Source organism: Escherichia sp. S10b (assembly GCF_028421345.1).
In the GTDB taxonomy this organism is placed as follows: domain Bacteria; phylum Pseudomonadota; class Gammaproteobacteria; order Enterobacterales; family Enterobacteriaceae; genus ECMA0423.
In genome coordinates this window covers 70,978-87,334 of sequence record NZ_JAHZSO010000167.1, presented here as the reverse complement: position 1 = coordinate 87,334, position 16,357 = coordinate 70,978, and the positions used below count along the sequence as shown (strand labels likewise).

Genomic DNA, 16,357 nt, shown 5'->3' with positions numbered 1-16,357 from the left:
TTACAGCGCCTTGGTGAAGCGGAAGTGGCTCTGCTCGTAGCCTTCACGCAGGTAAAAACGGTGTGCGTCGTGGCGCTTCACGTTGGTGGAAAGCTCGGTCATTTCGGCCCCGGCCTGGCGGGCTTCTTCTTCTGCCCATGCCAGTAATTTACTGCCGACGTTCAGACCGCGCGCCTGCGGCATCACCACCAGTTCCTGAATTTCGCCGATCCAGTTGACATGATGCAGATGAAACTGCAAATGCAGGCCGATCATGCCGACAACTTCGCCATCCAGCAGCGCCAGATGGTAGCGCATGTTTGGGTCGCGCAGGTTGGCGTTAAAGCCCACGCGAAACGCATGGTGGTCAAACTCCGCCTGTTTTAGCTCACAAATCAGCGCGTAAACCGCGTCGGTATCGTACTGCGTGGCCGGGCGAAGCTCACAAGCAGGCATGGTGTTTCTCCTTCTGATGGATCAGCGTCAGCAGCGTGTCGACCGACTGGCGCAGGCTGCCGTCATTGTTGAGCGTATGGCAATCCTGTGGAGTATAGCGGGCGGCGCGCGCCAGGCGGGCGTTAATTTCACTGGCGTTTTCACGGCCACGGTTTTCCAGGCGCTGGCGCAGGATCTCCGGCGAAACCTGTAAACAGACGGGCAGCAGCGCCGATTGATAGCGCGCCCGTGCCTGCGGCAAATGCGCGCGTGAACCGTTGACGACTACGTCGAATCCAGCGTGCAGCCAGAGGTCAATCTCGATGCCGACGCCATAATACAGACCGTTAGCGTGCCAGCTTAAGGCCAGCAGGTTTTGCCCCGCGCGGGTAAAAAACTCCCGCTCACTCAGGGCGATATGGTTTTCACTTCCGGCGCTGGCGTCGCGCGTGATGTAGCGATGCGCCACCAGTAACTGCGTTTGTTCCCGCAGGCGGAGTTCCGCCAGCAGGCTGTCTTTCCCGGAGCCGGACGGCCCCATTAACCAAATCAGTTTTCCCATCATCAGAACACCCTTTTACCCTGACGCCAGACGTGGTCGATATGAATGTGATTGCCCTGGCGATGCGCCAGCACCAGGTCAGCGCGTTTACCCTCGCCAATCACCCCGCGATCCTGAAGATTCAGCGCCTGCGCCGGATTTTTGGTCACCAGCCTCACCGCCTGCGGTAGCGTAAAGCGGTTGCTCTCGTCATCGGCGACGCGGAACGCCGCATCCAGCAGGCTGGCGGGGTAGTAGTCGGAAGAGAGGATATCCAGCAGACCAAGCTGCGCCAGTTCACTGGCCGCCACATTGCCGGAGTGCGAGCCGCCACGCACGATATTTGGCGCACCCATCAGCACGTTCATGCCATGCTTACGCGAGGCTTCCGCCGCTTCGAACGTGGTGGGAAATTCGGCGATCACGCTGCCAAGTTGGTGGGATTCGGCAACGTGGGCGTGCGTGGCGTCATCGTGGCTGGCGAGCGCAATTTGTCGCGCGTGGCACAGGGCGGCGATGGATTCGCGATTCGGCTGCGACCAGCGTGCGGCGAGCGCCAATTGCTCTTCTTCGTACTGCTGCATCTGCGCATCGGTGAGGGAGTATTTGCCCTGATAATATTCGCGATACTTCTCGCGGTTAGCGAACTGGCGCTGGCCCGGTGAGTGGTCCATCAGCGACACCAGCGTCACCGGTTCGCGCTGAACCAGTTTTTCAAACAGCGGCAGTGTGGTGTGATGCGGCAGTTCGCAGCGCAGGTGCAGGCGGTGCTCGGCGCGGTTGACGCCGCGTTTCTGCGTCTCTTCGATGGTGTTGATCATCTTCTCCAGATTCTCCAGCCGATCGCCGCCGTCGCGCACGTCGCCAATCGCCACCGCGTCCAGCACGGTGGTGATGCCGCTTGCCACCATCAGCGCGTCGTGGCTGCTCATCGCCGAATGGGCGGGCCAGTCGACTTTCGGGCGCGGGGTGAAGAATTTATCGAGGTTGTCGGTATGCAGCTCAATCAGGCCGGGTAGTAGCCAGCCACCTTCGCCGTCCATCGCTTCTGGCAGGCGGCTCTGGCTTTCGGCAAAGGCGCGGATTTCGCCATCCTGCACCTCCAGCGAACCGTGCACCACCTCGTTTTCCAGCACCAGCTTAACGTTATTGATAATCATGAAGAGGCTCCCATTGGGTGCAGGCGGTCGGCGACGTCATTACGTACAGCTTCGTCATGGAAGATGCCGACGATGGCTGCGCCACGGGCTTTGGCTTCGTGAATCAGTTCCACCACCGCGGCGCTGTTTTTGGCGTCCAGCGAGGCGGTAGGTTCGTCGAGCAGCAGAATGGGGTAGTCGACGATAAAGCCGCGGGCGATGTTGACGCGCTGCTGTTCGCCGCCGGAGAAGGTCGATGGTGCCTGGTGCCACAGGCGTTCCGGCACGTTCAGGCGGGTGAGAAGACGCGCGGCTTTAGCGGCGCAGGCTTCACGCGGAACGCCTGTATCGAGCAGCGGCTGCATCACCACTTCCAGTGCTGAGATACGCGGGATGACGCGCAGAAACTGGCTCACCCAGCCGATGGTAGTTTTGCGGATCTCCACCACTTTGCGCGCTGGCGCGGTGACCAGGTCTACCCATTCGTCACCGTGTTTGATCTGGATTTGCCCTTCGTCGGGCAGATAGTTGGCGTACAGCGAGCGTAGCAGAGTTGATTTGCCGCTGCCGGAATGGCCGTGGAGCACCACGCATTCACCTGCGTTGACGGTGAGCGAGGCGCGTTGTAAGACGGGCAGGCGCACGCCGTTTTGCTGGTGCAGGATGAAGGTTTTACTGACGTTTTGTACGTTAATCATTTTTCGCCTCGTGGTTCGGGTGTCGGATGCGACGCTGACGCGTCTTATCCGACCTACGGGGAGCGCATTTGTAGGCCGGATAAGGCGTTTACGCCGCATCCGGCACCGGCTCAATTCTGCAAAACCGATGACACCAGCAGCTGTGTATACGGATGATGCGGGTCGTCGAGCACGCGGTCGGTTAACCCACTCTCCACCACTTGCCCCTGCTTCATCACCAGCAAACGGTCCGCCAGCAGGCGGGCGACGCCTAAATCATGGGTGACAATCACCACCGCGAGGTTCAGCTCCACCACCAGGCCGCGCAGCAGGTCGAGCAGGCGGGCCTGCACCGACACATCCAGCCCGCCGGTCGGTTCATCCATAAACACCAGCTTCGGATGCGTCACCAGGTTGCGGGCAATCTGCAAACGCTGCTGCATACCGCCGGAAAAGGTGGTCGGCAGGTCGTCGATCCGGTTGGCGGGAATCTCCACCTCTTCCAGCCACTTCTGCGCGGTGGCGCGAATGTCGCCGTAATGACGCGCCCCGGTCGCCATCAACCGCTCGCCGATATTGCCGCCTGCCGAGACCTGACGGCGCAGGCCGTCGAGTGGATGCTGATGCACTACGCCCCATTCGGTGCGCAGCAGGCGACGGCGGTCGGCCTCGCTCATTGCATACAGCGAACGGTTCTCGTAGTGAATCTCCCCCTGCTGCGGCGTCAGACGCGCGGAGATCGACTTCAGCAGCGTGGTCTTCCCGGAGCCGGATTCTCCGACAATGCCCAGCACTTCTCCCGGCCATAAATCAAAAGAGACATCGCTAAAGCCTTTGCCCGGCGCGTAAAGGTGGGTCAGGTTATTGACCGAAAGTAACGGTTTATTCATTGGCTTTTCGCCTCGCTCTGTTGGCGGCAATAATCGGTATCGGAGCAGACAAACATGCGGTTTCCGGCGTCATCCAGCGCCACTTCATCAAGATAGCTGTGGGTCGATCCGCAGATGGCGCATGGCTCATCCCACTGCTGAACGGTGAACGGGTGATCGTCGAAATCGAGACTTTCCACGCGGGTAAACGGCGGCACCGCATAGATGCGCTTCTCGCGCCCTGCGCCGAACAGCTGCAGGGCGGGCATCATGTCCATTTTCGGGTTATCGAATTTCGGGATCGGCGACGGGTCCATTACGTAGCGCCCGTTCACCTTCACCGGATAGGCGTAGGTAGTGGCGATATGACCGAAGCGGGCGATATCTTCATACAGTTTCACCTGCATCACGCCGTACTCTTCCAGCGCGTGCATGGTGCGGGTTTCCGTTTCGCGCGGCTCGATAAAGCGCAGCGGTTCCGGGATTGGCACCTGGAAGATAATGATCTGATCTTCGGTCAGCGGCGTTTCGGGGATGCGGTGACGCGTCTGGATAAGCGTCGCATCGTCCGTACGTTCAGTGGTGTTTACCCCGGTCACGCGCTTAAAGAAGTTGCGAATCGACACGGCGTTGGTGGTGTCATCCGCACCCTGGTCAATCACCTTCAGCACGTCGCTTTCGCCAATCACGCTGGCGGTGAGCTGTATGCCGCCGGTTCCCCAGCCGTATGGCATCGGCATCTCGCGCCCGCCAAACGGCACCTGATAACCGGGGATCGCCACCGCTTTTAAGATAGCGCGGCGGATCATGCGTTTGGTCTGCTCGTCGAGGTAGGCAAAGTTGTAGCCGCTCAGATTAGCCATGGTTCTTCTCCTGTTGCAGACGTTTGAGTAGCTCCAGTTCGGCCTGGAAATCGACGTAGTGGGGGAGTTTGAGGTGCGAGACAAAGCCTGCGGCTTCGACGTTGTCGGCATGTGCCAGCACAAACTCTTCATCCTGCGCCGGGCCTGTCGCGTGCTCGCCGTATTCCGGAGCCTGCAACGCACGATCGACCAGCGCCATTGCCATCGCTTTGCGCTCGCTCATGCCGAATACCAGCCCGTAGCCGCGCGTGAAGTGCGGCGGCTCATCCGGCGGGTCGATAAAACCGTTGACCATTTCACACTCGGTCATCAGTAGTTCGCCGACGTTTACCGCAAATCCCAGCTCTTCCGGCACAATCGACACGTCGATGTAACCACTGCGGATCTCGCCCGCGAACGGGTGATTGCGCCCGTAACCACGCTGGGTGGAGTAGGCCAGCGCCAGCAAATAGCCTTCGTCCCCGCGCATTAATTGTTGCAGGCGGGAGGAGCGTGAGCAGGGGTAAACCGGCGGCGTGCGGGTGATGTCATCCGGCTGTGCGCCGCTATCTTTTTCAAACTTCACCAGCCCCTGACGCGCCAGCAGGCTGAAAACGTGCGGCGACGGCTGTTGTTCGCTGTCGGCGGTGGTCAGCGTCGGCGCTTCACCGTTTGCCAGCAGGGTGAAATCGAGCAGGCGATGGGTGTAGTCGTAGGTTGGGCCAAGCAGCTGGCCGCCGGGAATGTCTTTATAAACCGCCGAAATACGCCGTTCGAGACGCATCTCTGTGGTGTCGAGCGGCTCGCTTACCGCGAGCTTCGCCAGCGTGGTGCGGTAGGCGCGCAGCAGGAAAATTGCTTCGACGTTATCGCCGCTGGCCTGTTTCAGCGCCAGCGCCGCCAGTTCGCGGTCGGCAATGCCGCCTTCGGTCATCACGCGATCCACCGCAAGATTAAGCTGCTGTTCAATCTGGGCGACGCTCAGTTCAGGCAAATCGGTATCGCCCCGGCGTCGGCTCTCTTGCAGGGCGTGAGCGGCGTCGATCGCCTTCTCGCCCCCTTTCACGGCAACGTACATCAGCACACCTCCACATGAGTGGTTCGCGGAATAGCCAGCAGGCGCTCGCCGCAGGTCAGGATCAGGTCGATGCCGAGCGGGAACGGGTGCGGGCGCTCGGTGAGTTCGTGCAGAATGCACTCCGGCAGCTGCGGAGCGATCATTCGTTCTTCGGCAATGCCCGCGCCGGTGAGACGTAACATGCGCCCGCCGCTCAGGCTGGCGACCTGTAAAATCAGCGTTGCACCCGCTTCCGGCGCAACGGCGGTGCCGGTGGAAAGGGCGTTAAGCTGTTCGCTGGAAATCGCCTCATCCGTCACCGCGAAGGTCGCCTGTTCCGGCTGGCTGACCAGCGGCGCGTTGGTATGAAAACGCAGGCTCTGGCTGACGATATCGTTACTCAATGGCGCGGCAAGCCACACCGGCGTGTCGTTATCGGCCAGCGTCAGCAGCACGCTGGTGGTGGCGATATTCAGCGGCTGCCAGCCGCGCTTGAGCTGATGCAGGGCGACAATCACGCCCGGCTCGCTCATGGCCTTTAACAGGCGACGAAAACTGTGCTGGGCATCCTGCACGGGAAGCATAAAAGCGGTTTCCAGGGTCATGCGTTGTCTCCGCGAACCATCGTAAAGAAGTCGACCCGGCTGGCGTTCACTTCGGCCTGGCGTGCGGCAATGCGTGCCATACGGTCAGCGTCCAGCGGGGCAATAAGGGTTTCTGATAAGTTTTGAAAATAGCGAGATTGCTGCATCAGCGCGTCAATCAGCGCGCAGCGTTCGGCGTGCTGTTTGTCGCGCCCCAGCACCCAGCTGTAGCCGAGCGTGCCGTCAGTCAGGCGTACGGCGGCGCGGGTGAGCGTGGCGTCGCCGGCAAAAAAGCGTTCGCCGGTGCCGCCCATCCGCGCCTGAATCTGCACCAGGCCGGTTTCGGCGGCGCGGATAACCTCATAGTCGGCGGTGATGTTCAGTGCTTTCAGGCGGGCTGCCAGTTCAGCCGGTTGGCTGTGCGCCAGTACGGACATCCAGTGCTGGCGGGTCGCGGTATCTGCGTGCATTCAGTGCTCCATAGTGAATTCAATCATGTCGGCGCGCGTCAGGCTGACGGAGTACTCCGCCGGGCTGCTTTCACCGTCACGGTGGTTAAGGGTGCGCACGCACAGCAGCGGCGACATATTCGGAATTTCAAGACGCTGGCACTCTTTGGCCTGGGCGCGACGGGCGCTGATCCGCGTCTGGCTGCGGCGCAGCGCAATTCCGGTTTGCTCGCGCAGAAAATCGTGCAGCGAACCGCTGTCGAAGCGTTGCAGCGTCGGCCAAAGGGTGAGGTCCGCAAAGTAGTGGTCGATTAAACAGAGCGCGACGCCGTTGACGCGACGCAGGGTGCGCAAATGGATAACGTTCTCGCCCTCGGTAATCCCCAGCGCGTCAGCGACGTGACCGGACGCGGGGCGCAATACCGACAGCAGTTTTTCGCTGGTGGGATGGCTACCCTGGTCCAGCAGGTTCTGGCTAAAACGCGCCTGGGCGTTGAGCGGGTAATCGAACGGGCGCATCAGCACCAGCACGCCGACGCCCTGACGGCGCTGTACCCAGCCTTTTTCCACCAGTTGGTCGATGGCGCGGCGCAGGGTGTGGCGGTTCACCTCAAAGCGCGCCGCCAGTTGCTGCTCGGCGGGAAGATAGTCGCCGCAGCGGTAGTGTTGACGAAGCTCCTGCTCAAGTTTTGCGGCTATCTCCTGATAGCGTGTTGGGTAGCTGGTCGGATGTGTAGACAAGTGCATAGATATCAATGCCTCGCTTATCAGATAAAGTGCTTACGCAACCGTTGAGAGAGGAAATCCAGCAGGCTGACCGTGACGATGATAAGCACCATCAGGGCGCAGGTTTGCTGGAACTGGAAACCGCGAATCGCTTCCCACAGGGTGACGCCGATCCCGCCTGCACCGACCATGCCGACGACGGTCGCCGAGCGGACGTTGGATTCGAAGCGATAGAGGGAGTAGGAGATCAGCAGCGGCATTACCTGTGGCAGCACGCCGTAAAGGATCTCTTCCAGCTTGTTGGCGCCGGTGGCGCGAATGCCTTCCACCGGGCCGGGTTCAATCGCTTCCACCGCTTCGGAAAGCAGTTTCGAGAGCACGCCGGTGGTGTGAATAAATAGCGCCAGCACGCCAGCGAACGGTCCGAGACCGACGGCGACCACGAACAGCATGGCGAAGACCATTTCGTTAATGGCGCGGCAGGCGTCCATCAGGCGGCGAACGGGCTGGTAAACCCACCACGGCACCAGGTTTTCGGCGCTCATCAGGCCGAAGGGGATGGAGAGAACCACTGCCAGCGCGGTGCCCCAGACGGCGATTTGCAGCGTGACGGCCATTTCGGTGAGGTAATCCTGCCACTGGCTGAAATCGGGCGGGAAGAAGTCGGCAGCGAAGGTTGCCATGTTGCCGCCGTCTTTAATCAGCGTAAGCGGGGCCATTTCCGCGCCCTGCCACGAGACGACCAGCACGGCGAGAACAACGGCCCAGCTCAGAAGCGAGAACCAGCTACGCTTGGATGGGGCGATGGTGATGGTTTGCATGTTTGGCTCCGTTTAATGTTTTCTCCCTCTCCCTCAAGGGAGAGGGGACCGATCGAGCACATTACTGCACCGCTTTACTCACCGAACTCATCGCGCTTAACGCGTTGTTCAGGCGGTCCAGGTCATCCAGCTGCGCCTGAATCTCGGTGGTTTTCGCCAGCTTGTCCTGCTCATTCAGTCCTTTATTGCTTTTTACGCCCTGCATCTCTTTAAACAGTGCGAGCTGGCGAATCGGCACCAGTTGCAGGTCGCTGGAGGCGCGGAACGGGGCCCAGCCCAGGCGTTCCAGCACCGCTTTCTCTTCCGGCGTTTTTCCGTAGTTCATAAAGAAGTCGTAGATCTTGTCTTTGGTGGTTTCGGAGAGATTCTTGCGCCAGACGATCGGATCGCCTGGGATCAGCGGCGACTTCCAGATCACCTTCAGTTCTTTCAGCTTCTCTGGCGCGGAGGTTTTCAGCTTGTCGAGGTTTTCGGTGTTGTTGGTGGCAACATCCACCTGTTTGTTGGCGACGGCCAGCGCGTTGGTTTCATGCCCAGCGTTGACGGTGCGCTTAAAGTCGCTGGCGGAGATATTGTTTTTGGCAAAGACGTAGTAACCGGGGACGAGGAAGCCAGAGGTGGAGTTAGGATCGCCATTGCCGAAGGTGAGATCTTTCCGCTTCGCCAGCAGATCGTTCAGGTTGTTGATCGGACTATCTTTGTTGACGATCAACACGCTCCAGTAACCTGGCGATCCATCCGCCGCGACCGTCTGGGCGAAGACTTGGCCGTTGGCGCGATCCACCGCTTCCATTGCCGACAGGTTGCCGTACCAGGCGATATCCACTTTATTGAAGCGCATTCCCTGGATAATGCCTGCGTAGTCTGGGGCAAAGAAGGCGTTCACCTTCACGCCCAGCTTCTTCTCCATATCCTGTAAGAATGGCGTCCATTGCGGTTTAAGGTTTTGCTGTGATTCCGTTGAAATAATGCCGAAATTCAGCGCCTTTTCCTGCTCTTCGGCGTGTGCCGGGCTTAACAGGGTGCTGAGGCTGAACATGCTGGTGAAGGCCAGCGAGGCAATTATCTTAGCGTTCATTCGTTTTCCTCAATGATGGGGATGTCAGGCAGCTTTCGCGTTCTCTTCGATGCGATTAATGCTGCGGTAGAGATGGTCAAAACGTTCGTTATCAAACTGTTGGCTGCTGCCGTCGTAGAAAACGTGCCCCTGGCGCAGGGCGACGATGCGTTCGCAGTAGCGCAGGGCGTAATCCACCTGATGCAGCGTGACGACCACGGTGATGCCGTCGTTCTGATTGATGTCGCGCAGGGTGTCCATCACGATGCGGGCGGATTCCGGGTCCAGCGAGGCGATGGGTTCATCGGCCAGAATCACCTTCGCCTGCTGCATCAGCGCGCGGGCAATCGCCACACGCTGCTGCTGTCCGCCGGAGAGGGTGGAAACGCGCTGATGGGCAAAATGCACCATGCCAACGCGGGTCAGCGCCTGTAACGCGCGCTGTTTCTGCTCGCCGGTGAACCAGCTAAAACAGGTGCGCCAGAACGGCGTGCTGCCGAGCGCGCCAATCAGCACGTTCTCCAGTACGCTCAGGCGGTTCACCAGGTTGAATTGTTGGAAGATGTAGCCGGTGTTGGCGCGGCTTTTGCGGATATCGCGCGCCAGACGGCCTTCGCGCTGGACTGTGCGGCCCAGCAGCTCGATATGGCTGCCGGCGGATTTATCGCCGGTAATCAAACCGCTTAAGTGACGTAAAAGGGTGGATTTGCCGGAACCCGACGGCCCAAGCAGAGCCACCATTTCACCGTGATGAATGTTCAGATCAACCGCATGCAGCGCCTGATGCTGATTGAAGGTTTTGGCGAGCTTCTCGACACGGATAATCGTTTGCATGATGCAGCCTCCCTAAAAAAGTGGCTCCATCGTGGCGGATTATTGTGACGATTTGGTTAATTAAAAGTGACTAACAGATGAAGAGTTAACGGGAATTCGATGACAGTGCGGGAGGGCGGGCCTCCCGGCGGATTATTGCGTTGGTTGTTGTTTGACGACATTAATCATCCACGGTACGCCAAATTTATCGGTGACTTTGCCAAAGCCATGCGCCCAGAAAGTTTCCTGCCAGGCCATTTCGATTTTTCCGTTAGCGGCAAGATTGTCAAACCAGCGTTTTCCTTCTTCGACCTGTTGCGAATCGAGCACCAGCGTAAAGCCGGAGTAGCTGGCTTTTCCTGACGGCATGGCATCGCTCATCATGATGTCGCTTCCGGCAATGCGCACGTTGGCATGAGCGATGGCGGTATCGGGAAATTGCATTCCGGAAGGGCAGTTCTCGGCGCTGTCCTGCGCTGATTTTGGCATTTCGCCGAAGCTGATTTTATAGAGCAGTTCAGCGCCCAACGTACGTTGATAATAAGCAATTGCGTCGGCACAGTTACCGGCAAAAGAGAGGTAGGGACTTAACGGCATGATGGTGACCTCAGTTAAGAGAAGCCAGTTAAGTGTAGTTCGAAATTTATACAGATGAGAGGGAAGCCTGATAAGACGCGGTCAGCGTCGCATCAGGCAGTCGGCATCGTTGCCGGATGCGGCGCGAGCGCCTTATCCGGCTTACCGATCACAATACAATCAGTTCTTTTTCACAAACTCAGATTTCAGTTTCATCGGACCAAAACCGTCGATTTTGCAATCGATGTTATGGTCGCCTTCAACCAGGCGGATGTTTTTCACTTTGGTGCCAATTTTCAGCATCGAAGAGCTACCTTTCACCTTCAGATCTTTAATGATGGTAACGCTGTCGCCGTCAGCCAGCAGATTGCCGTTAGCATCTTTAACGATCAGCTCGTCGCTTTCCTGTGCAGGTTCTGCGTCGTTCCATTCGTAGGCACATTCCGGGCAGATGTACATGCCGTTATCTTCGTAAGTGTATTCGGAGTTGCATTTTGGGCAGTGTGGTAATGACATGTGGATTTCCTCAAAAGTCAGCAGGGCAAAAGCGCCAAAAAACGGCAGATTGCCGAAAAAGGCCGCAATTATACACAAAATCCCTGAGTTTGTCGGGGGTACTGCTGATTTTAGACGACGATCGTTTTCATTTGAAAGGAAACGCAAAAAGAAAATAATCTTTTTGCCTCTATTTATTATTTAAGATAATGTTAATGCTCTACTTGTTCTTTTTTTTATTCACATGATATTTTTATCTTTCTGACGTTTTAAACGTATCAGAAGACGTTATTTATTCTGATAAAAAACAACACACTAAATATAAAATTATTTCTTGCAGTAATTATAAAAGCCGAAAACAGAACTCAAAAACAATCTGGCTAAATAAAAGTAACAAAATTTGCTTTAAGGAAGAATTTTCTATGTACACACAGACCCTGTATGAGTTAAGTCAGGAGGCTGAACGCCTGTTACAGCTTTCTCGCCAACAGTTGCAGTTACTGGAAAAAATGTCTCTCTCTGTACCCGGAGACGACGCGCCACAACTGGCTTTACCCTGGAGTCAGCCTAATATCGCCGAACGTCACGCGATGCTGAATAATGAGTTGCGTAAAATTTCCCGACTGGAAATGGTGCTGGCAATTGTCGGTACCATGAAAGCAGGGAAATCAACCACCATTAATGCCATTGTTGGTACGGAGGTTCTGCCTAATCGTAATCGCCCAATGACTGCGCTGCCGACGCTTATTCGCCATACGCCCGGGCAAAAGGAACCGGTACTGCATTTTTCACATGTCGCGCCAATCGATTGTTTAATTCAACAATTACAACAGCGCCTGCGTGATTGCGATATTAAGCATCTGACCGATGTGCTGGAAATAGATAAAGATATGCGTGCGCTTATGCAGCGGATCGAAAATGGCGTCGCTTTCGAAAAATATTATCTGGGTGCCCAGCCTATTTTTCATTGTCTGAAAAGTTTGAATGATTTAGTGCGACTGGCGAAGGCGCTGGACGTCGATTTTCCTTTTTCTGCTTACGCCGCCATTGAGCATATTCCCGTGATTGAAGTGGAGTTTGTCCATCTGGCGGGGCTGGAGAGTTATCCCGGTCAGTTGACGTTACTGGATACCCCCGGGCCAAATGAAGCCGGGCAACCGCATCTGCAAAAAATGCTTAACCAGCAGCTGGCACGCGCCTCGGCGGTACTGGCGGTGCTGGATTATACGCAACTGAAATCGATCTCCGATGAAGAGGTCCGTGAGGCGATTTTGGCGGTGGGGCAATCGGTGCCGCTGTATGTGCTGGTCAATAAGTTCGATCAACAGGATCGTAACAGTGACGACGCCGACCAGGTGCGGGCACTGATTTCCGGGACGCTGATGAAAGGCTGTATTACGCCACAGCAGATATTTCCGGTGTCGTCGATGTGGGGCTACCTGGCGAATCGAGCGCGCCATGAGTTAGCCAACAACGGTAAGTTACCAGCGCCAGAGCAACAACGCTGGGTGGAAGATTTTGCCCATGCTGCGCTCGGCAGGCGCTGGCGTCATGACGATCTGGCGGACCTCGAACATATTCGTCATGCTGCCGATCAGTTGTGGGAAGATTCGCTGTTCGCCCAGCCAATTCAGGCGTTGCTTCATGCCGCTTACGCTAACGCCTCGTTGTATGCTCTGCGATCTGCTGCGCATAAACTGTTGAATTACGCGCAGCAGGCGCGGGGATACCTGGATTTTCGTGCGCACGGGTTAAACGTCGCTTGTGAACAATTGCGGCAAAATATCCATCAGGTCGAAGAAAGTTTGCAGCTATTGCAACTCAATCAGGCGCAGGTGAGCGGCGAGGTTAAACATGAAATCGAGCTGGCCCTGACCTCCGCCAACCACTTTCTGCGTCAACAGCAAGATGCGCTGAATGCGCAGTTAGCCGCCTTGTTTCAGGATGATTCGGAGCCGTTAAGCGAGATTCGTACCTGCTGTGAGACACTGTTACAGACGGCGCAGAACACCATCAGTCGCGACTTTACGCTGCGTTTTGCCGAGCTTGAATCCACCCTTTGCCGGGTGTTAACCGATGTTATTCGGCCCATTGAGCAACAAGTCAAAATGGAATTGAGCGAGTCAGGGTTTCGTCCTGGGTTTCATTTTCCTGTTTTTCACGGCGTAGTTCCCCACTTCAACACTCGCCAGCTGTTCAGTGAAGTCATTTCGCGCCAGGATGCAACGGACGAGCAGAGCACGCGTTTAGGCGTTGTGCGTGAGACTTTTTCGCGCTGGTTGAATCAGCCCGACTGGGGACGGGGAAATGAGAAATCCCCGACAGAAACGGTTGATTACAGTGTGTTGCAACGAGCTTTAAGCGCAGAAGTCGATCTTTATTGCCAACAAATGGCTAAAGTTCTGGCAGAGCAGGTCGATGAATCTGTTACGGCAGGCATGAATACTTTTTTCGCTGAGTTCGCTTCATGTTTGACGGAATTACAGACGCGTTTACGCGAAAGTCTGGCTCTGCGTCAACAAAATGAATCGGTGGTCAGGCTGATGCAGCAGCAATTGCAGCAGACTGTGATGACTCACGGCTGGATTTACACCGACGCCCAGCTGTTACGCGATGATATTCAAACACTTTTCACGGCAGAACGATATTGACCAAGACGTTACTTGACGGCCCCGGTCGCGTGCTGGAGTCGGTTTATCCCCGCTTTTTAGTGGATCTGGCGCAGGGCGATGATGCCCGCCTTCCACAAGCCCATCAGCAGCAGTTTCGTGAACGACTGATGCAGGAACTTCTTGCGCGCGTGCAGCTTCAGACATGGACGAACGGCGGCATGTTAAATGCGCCGCTTAGCCTGCGACTGACAATGGTGGAAAAACTGGCGTCGATGCTGGATCCCGGTCATCTGGCGCTGACGCAGATCGCGCAGCATCTGGCGCTGCTGCAAAAAATGGATCACCGCCAGCACTCTGCTTTCCCGGAGCTCCCCCAGCAAATTGCCGCCTTGTATGAGTGGTTTTCAGCCCGTTGCCGCTGGAAGGAAAAGGCGTTAACGCAACGAGGCCTACTGGTGCAGGCAGGTGATCAGAGCGAGCAAATTTTTACCCGCTGGCGTGCTGGGGCGTATAACGCCTGGTCGTTGCCTGGGCGCTGTTTTATCGTTCTCGAAGAGTTGCGTTGGGGGGCATTTGGCGATGCCTGTCGTCTGGGAAGCCCGCAAGCGGTGGCGTTGTTGCTGGGTGATTTGCGCGTGAAAGCGACACAACATCTGGCAGAGAGTATCAATGCGGCCCCGACCACGCGTCACTATTACCATCAGTGGTTTGCCTCTTCGACCATTCCGACGGGCGGGGATCATGCTGATTTTTTAAGTTGGCTGGGAAAGTGGACCACGGCAGATAAACAACCCGTTTGCTGGTCAGTGACCCAACGCTGGCAAACTGTCGCGCTGGGGATGCCACGACTCTGTTCAGCGCAGCGTCTGGCGGGGGCAATGGTCGAGGAAATCTTCTCTGTAAATTTGGCGTAAATAATCAGTTACATCAATGAGTCCTAAACGAAATCCATGTGTGAAGTTGATCACAAATTTAAACACTGGTAGGGTAAAAAGGTCATTAACTGCCCAATTCAGGCGTCAACTGGTTTGATTGTACATTCCTTAACCGGAGGGTGTAAGCAAACCCGCTACGCTTGTTACAGAGATTGCATCCTGCAATTCCCGCTCCCCTTTTGCGGCCGTCGCGCTGATTTTTCTGGCGTTTGCGGAAATGGGCCAACTCTGCGAGGAAAGCTATGCTGAAAAGGAAAAAAGTAAAACCGATTACCCTTCGTGATGTCACCATTATTGATGACGGTAAACTGCGTAAAGCCATTACCGCAGCATCACTGGGTAATGCAATGGAATGGTTTGATTTTGGTGTTTATGGTTTTGTTGCTTACGCATTAGGTAAAGTTTTTTTCCCGGGGGCTGACCCCAGCGTGCAGATGGTTGCTGCACTTGCCACGTTCTCCGTTCCCTTTCTGATTCGACCGCTTGGCGGACTCTTCTTTGGTATGTTGGGCGATAAATATGGTCGCCAGAAGATCCTCGCTATCACTATTGTGATTATGTCGATCAGTACGTTCTGTATTGGCTTAATACCGTCCTACGACACGATTGGTATTTGGGCACCGATTCTGCTGTTGATCTGTAAGATGGCACAAGGTTTCTCGGTCGGCGGTGAATATACCGGGGCGTCGATATTTGTTGCGGAATACTCCCCTGACCGTAAACGTGGCTTTATGGGCAGCTGGCTGGACTTTGGTTCTATTGCCGGGTTTGTGCTGGGTGCTGGCGTAGTGGTGTTAATTTCGACCATTGTCGGCGAAGCGAACTTCCTCGACTGGGGCTGGCGTATTCCGTTCTTTATTGCTCTGCCGTTAGGGATTATCGGGCTTTACCTGCGCCATGCGCTGGAAGAGACCCCAGCGTTCCAGCAGCATGTCGATAAACTGGAACAGGGCGACCGCGAAGGTTTGCAGGATGGCCCGAAAGTCTCGTTTAAAGAGATTGCCACCAAACACTGGCGCAGCCTGTTGACATGTATTGGTCTGGTAATTGCCACCAACGTGACTTACTACATGTTGCTGACCTATATGCCGAGTTATTTGTCGCATAACCTGCATTACTCCGAAGACCACGGGGTGCTGATTATTATCGCCATTATGATCGGTATGCTGTTTGTCCAGCCGGTGATGGGCTTGCTGAGTGACCGTTTTGGCCGTCGTCCGTTTGTGCTACTTGGTAGTGTTGCCCTGTTTGTGTTGGCGATCCCGGCGTTTATTCTGATTAACAGTAACGTCATCGGCCTGATTTTTGCCGGGTTACTGATGCTGGCGGTGATCCTTAACTGCTTTACGGGCGTTATGGCTTCTACCTTGCCAGCGATGTTCCCGACGCATATCCGTTACAGCGCGCTGGCGGCGGCATTTAATATTTCGGTGCTGGTTGCCGGTCTGACGCCAACACTGGCGGCCTGGCTGGTCGAAAGCTCGCAGAATCTGATGATGCCTGCCTATTACCTGATGGTAGTGGCGGTGATTGGTTTAATCACCGGCGTAACCATGAAAGAGACGGCAAATCGTCCGTTGAAAGGTGCGACACCGGCGGCGTCAGATATACAGGAAGCGAAGGAAATTCTCGTCGAGCATTACGATAATATCGAGCAGAAAATCGATAATATTGACCACGAGATTGCCGATTTGCAGGCGAAACGTACCCGCCTGGTGCAGCAACATCCGCGAATTGATGAATAAGCTGA

General features: G+C 56.1%; 18 protein-coding genes. 3 read left to right on the top strand and 15 right to left on the bottom strand.

The annotated features are described in order from the left end of the window. From phnO to FTE26_RS16235, 15 genes are all read right to left on the bottom strand, one after another. Positions 1-435, bottom strand: coding sequence for an aminoalkylphosphonate N-acetyltransferase (gene phnO / locus FTE26_RS16305; protein WP_001110490.1), 435 nt, complete (start codon positions 433-435; stop codon positions 1-3). Next, positions 422-979, bottom strand: coding sequence for a ribose 1,5-bisphosphokinase (gene phnN / locus FTE26_RS16300; RefSeq protein ID WP_000971891.1), 558 nt, complete (start codon positions 977-979; stop codon positions 422-424). Before phnN ends, phnO begins: the two co-directional genes overlap by 14 nt. After that, the gene (phnM, locus tag FTE26_RS16295) at positions 979-2,115 is read right to left on the bottom strand and encodes an alpha-D-ribose 1-methylphosphonate 5-triphosphate diphosphatase (RefSeq protein ID WP_000586299.1); all 1,137 of its coding nucleotides are present in this window, start codon (positions 2,113-2,115) and stop codon (positions 979-981) included. The genes phnN and phnM overlap by 1 nt, the downstream gene beginning before the upstream one ends. Next, entirely contained in the window at positions 2,112-2,792 is a 681-nt protein-coding gene (gene phnL / locus FTE26_RS16290; protein WP_000611422.1) for a phosphonate C-P lyase system protein PhnL, read from the bottom strand. The genes phnM and phnL overlap by 4 nt, the downstream gene beginning before the upstream one ends. A 110-nt stretch (positions 2,793-2,902) precedes the next feature. Beyond that, on the bottom strand, positions 2,903-3,661 hold the full coding sequence (phnK, locus tag FTE26_RS16285; protein ID WP_001039799.1) for a phosphonate C-P lyase system protein PhnK: 759 nt from the start codon (positions 3,659-3,661) through the stop codon (positions 2,903-2,905). Next, a complete protein-coding gene (phnJ, locus tag FTE26_RS16280) occupies positions 3,658-4,503 on the bottom strand; it encodes an alpha-D-ribose 1-methylphosphonate 5-phosphate C-P-lyase PhnJ (RefSeq protein ID WP_000002279.1) in 846 nt (281 codons plus the stop codon). The genes phnK and phnJ overlap by 4 nt, the downstream gene beginning before the upstream one ends. After that, on the bottom strand, positions 4,496-5,560 hold the full coding sequence (phnI, locus tag FTE26_RS16275; protein WP_001348574.1) for an alpha-D-ribose 1-methylphosphonate 5-triphosphate synthase subunit PhnI: 1,065 nt from the start codon (positions 5,558-5,560) through the stop codon (positions 4,496-4,498). Before phnI ends, phnJ begins: the two co-directional genes overlap by 8 nt. Further along, positions 5,560-6,144 (bottom strand): phosphonate C-P lyase system protein PhnH, encoded by a 585-nt coding sequence (gene phnH, locus FTE26_RS16270; protein ID WP_000171603.1) that lies wholly within the window; start codon positions 6,142-6,144, stop codon positions 5,560-5,562. The genes phnI and phnH overlap by 1 nt, the downstream gene beginning before the upstream one ends. Next, on the bottom strand, positions 6,141-6,593 hold the full coding sequence (gene phnG / locus FTE26_RS16265; protein ID WP_000542768.1) for a phosphonate C-P lyase system protein PhnG: 453 nt from the start codon (positions 6,591-6,593) through the stop codon (positions 6,141-6,143). Before phnG ends, phnH begins: the two co-directional genes overlap by 4 nt. Continuing rightward, positions 6,594-7,319 (bottom strand): phosphonate metabolism transcriptional regulator PhnF, encoded by a 726-nt coding sequence (gene phnF / locus FTE26_RS16260; protein WP_001295387.1) that lies wholly within the window; start codon positions 7,317-7,319, stop codon positions 6,594-6,596. It abuts the gene before it with no gap. Between the two features lie 20 nt (positions 7,320-7,339). Then, complete coding sequence (gene phnE, locus FTE26_RS16255) at positions 7,340-8,119, bottom strand: phosphonate ABC transporter, permease protein PhnE (RefSeq protein WP_001193509.1); 780 nt, start codon at positions 8,117-8,119, stop codon at positions 7,340-7,342. A gap of 61 nt (positions 8,120-8,180) precedes the next feature. Next, positions 8,181-9,197: a phosphonate ABC transporter substrate-binding protein gene (gene phnD / locus FTE26_RS16250; RefSeq protein WP_000992002.1), complete on the bottom strand. Its 1,017-nt coding sequence runs from the start codon at positions 9,195-9,197 to the stop codon at positions 8,181-8,183. 24 nt (positions 9,198-9,221) lie between these two features. Then, entirely contained in the window at positions 9,222-10,010 is a 789-nt protein-coding gene (gene phnC, locus FTE26_RS16245) for a phosphonate ABC transporter ATP-binding protein (protein WP_001193391.1), read from the bottom strand. Between the two features lie 132 nt (positions 10,011-10,142). Then, positions 10,143-10,586, bottom strand: a complete 444-nt coding sequence (yjdN, locus tag FTE26_RS16240; RefSeq protein WP_001131322.1) for a VOC family metalloprotein YjdN — start codon at positions 10,584-10,586, stop codon at positions 10,143-10,145. A 159-nt stretch (positions 10,587-10,745) separates the two neighbouring features. Continuing rightward, positions 10,746-11,081, bottom strand: coding sequence for a zinc ribbon domain-containing protein YjdM (locus tag FTE26_RS16235; protein WP_001300891.1), 336 nt, complete (start codon positions 11,079-11,081; stop codon positions 10,746-10,748). Positions 11,082-11,482: 401 nt separating this feature from the next. Between FTE26_RS16235 and crfC the strand changes: the two genes are divergently transcribed. The 3 genes from crfC to proP all read left to right on the top strand — a co-directional run bounded on the left by crfC (position 11,483) and on the right by proP (position 16,352). Further along, on the top strand, positions 11,483-13,711 hold the full coding sequence (gene crfC / locus FTE26_RS16230) for a clamp-binding protein CrfC (RefSeq protein ID WP_000288635.1): 2,229 nt from the start codon (positions 11,483-11,485) through the stop codon (positions 13,709-13,711). Further along, entirely contained in the window at positions 13,708-14,586 is an 879-nt protein-coding gene (locus FTE26_RS16225; protein WP_000169181.1) for a YjcZ-like family protein, read from the top strand. The genes crfC and FTE26_RS16225 overlap by 4 nt, the downstream gene beginning before the upstream one ends. A gap of 263 nt (positions 14,587-14,849) precedes the next feature. Beyond that, entirely contained in the window at positions 14,850-16,352 is a 1,503-nt protein-coding gene (gene proP, locus FTE26_RS16220; RefSeq protein WP_001296882.1) for a glycine betaine/L-proline transporter ProP, read from the top strand. The last annotated feature ends 5 nt before the right edge of the window (positions 16,353-16,357 follow it).

Coding starts and splice junctions, on each gene's coding strand:
- phnO (WP_001110490.1), bottom strand. CDS start 435: ATGCCTGCTTGTGAGCTTCGCCCGGCCACGCAGTACGATACCGACGCG.
- phnN (WP_000971891.1), bottom strand. CDS start 979: ATGATGGGAAAACTGATTTGGTTAATGGGGCCGTCCGGCTCCGGGAAA.
- phnM (WP_000586299.1), bottom strand. CDS start 2,115: ATGATTATCAATAACGTTAAGCTGGTGCTGGAAAACGAGGTGGTGCAC.
- phnL (WP_000611422.1), bottom strand. CDS start 2,792: ATGATTAACGTACAAAACGTCAGTAAAACCTTCATCCTGCACCAGCAA.
- phnK (WP_001039799.1), bottom strand. CDS start 3,661: ATGAATAAACCGTTACTTTCGGTCAATAACCTGACCCACCTTTACGCG.
- phnJ (WP_000002279.1), bottom strand. CDS start 4,503: ATGGCTAATCTGAGCGGCTACAACTTTGCCTACCTCGACGAGCAGACC.
- phnI (WP_001348574.1), bottom strand. CDS start 5,560: ATGTACGTTGCCGTGAAAGGGGGCGAGAAGGCGATCGACGCCGCTCAC.
- phnH (WP_000171603.1), bottom strand. CDS start 6,144: ATGACCCTGGAAACCGCTTTTATGCTTCCCGTGCAGGATGCCCAGCAC.
- phnG (WP_000542768.1), bottom strand. CDS start 6,593: ATGCACGCAGATACCGCGACCCGCCAGCACTGGATGTCCGTACTGGCG.
- phnF (WP_001295387.1), bottom strand. CDS start 7,319: ATGCACTTGTCTACACATCCGACCAGCTACCCAACACGCTATCAGGAG.
- phnE (WP_001193509.1), bottom strand. CDS start 8,119: ATGCAAACCATCACCATCGCCCCATCCAAGCGTAGCTGGTTCTCGCTT.
- phnD (WP_000992002.1), bottom strand. CDS start 9,197: ATGAACGCTAAGATAATTGCCTCGCTGGCCTTCACCAGCATGTTCAGC.
- phnC (WP_001193391.1), bottom strand. CDS start 10,010: ATGCAAACGATTATCCGTGTCGAGAAGCTCGCCAAAACCTTCAATCAG.
- yjdN (WP_001131322.1), bottom strand. CDS start 10,586: ATGCCGTTAAGTCCCTACCTCTCTTTTGCCGGTAACTGTGCCGACGCA.
- FTE26_RS16235 (WP_001300891.1), bottom strand. CDS start 11,081: ATGTCATTACCACACTGCCCAAAATGCAACTCCGAATACACTTACGAA.
- crfC (WP_000288635.1), top strand. CDS start 11,483: ATGTACACACAGACCCTGTATGAGTTAAGTCAGGAGGCTGAACGCCTG.
- proP (WP_001296882.1), top strand. CDS start 14,850: ATGCTGAAAAGGAAAAAAGTAAAACCGATTACCCTTCGTGATGTCACC.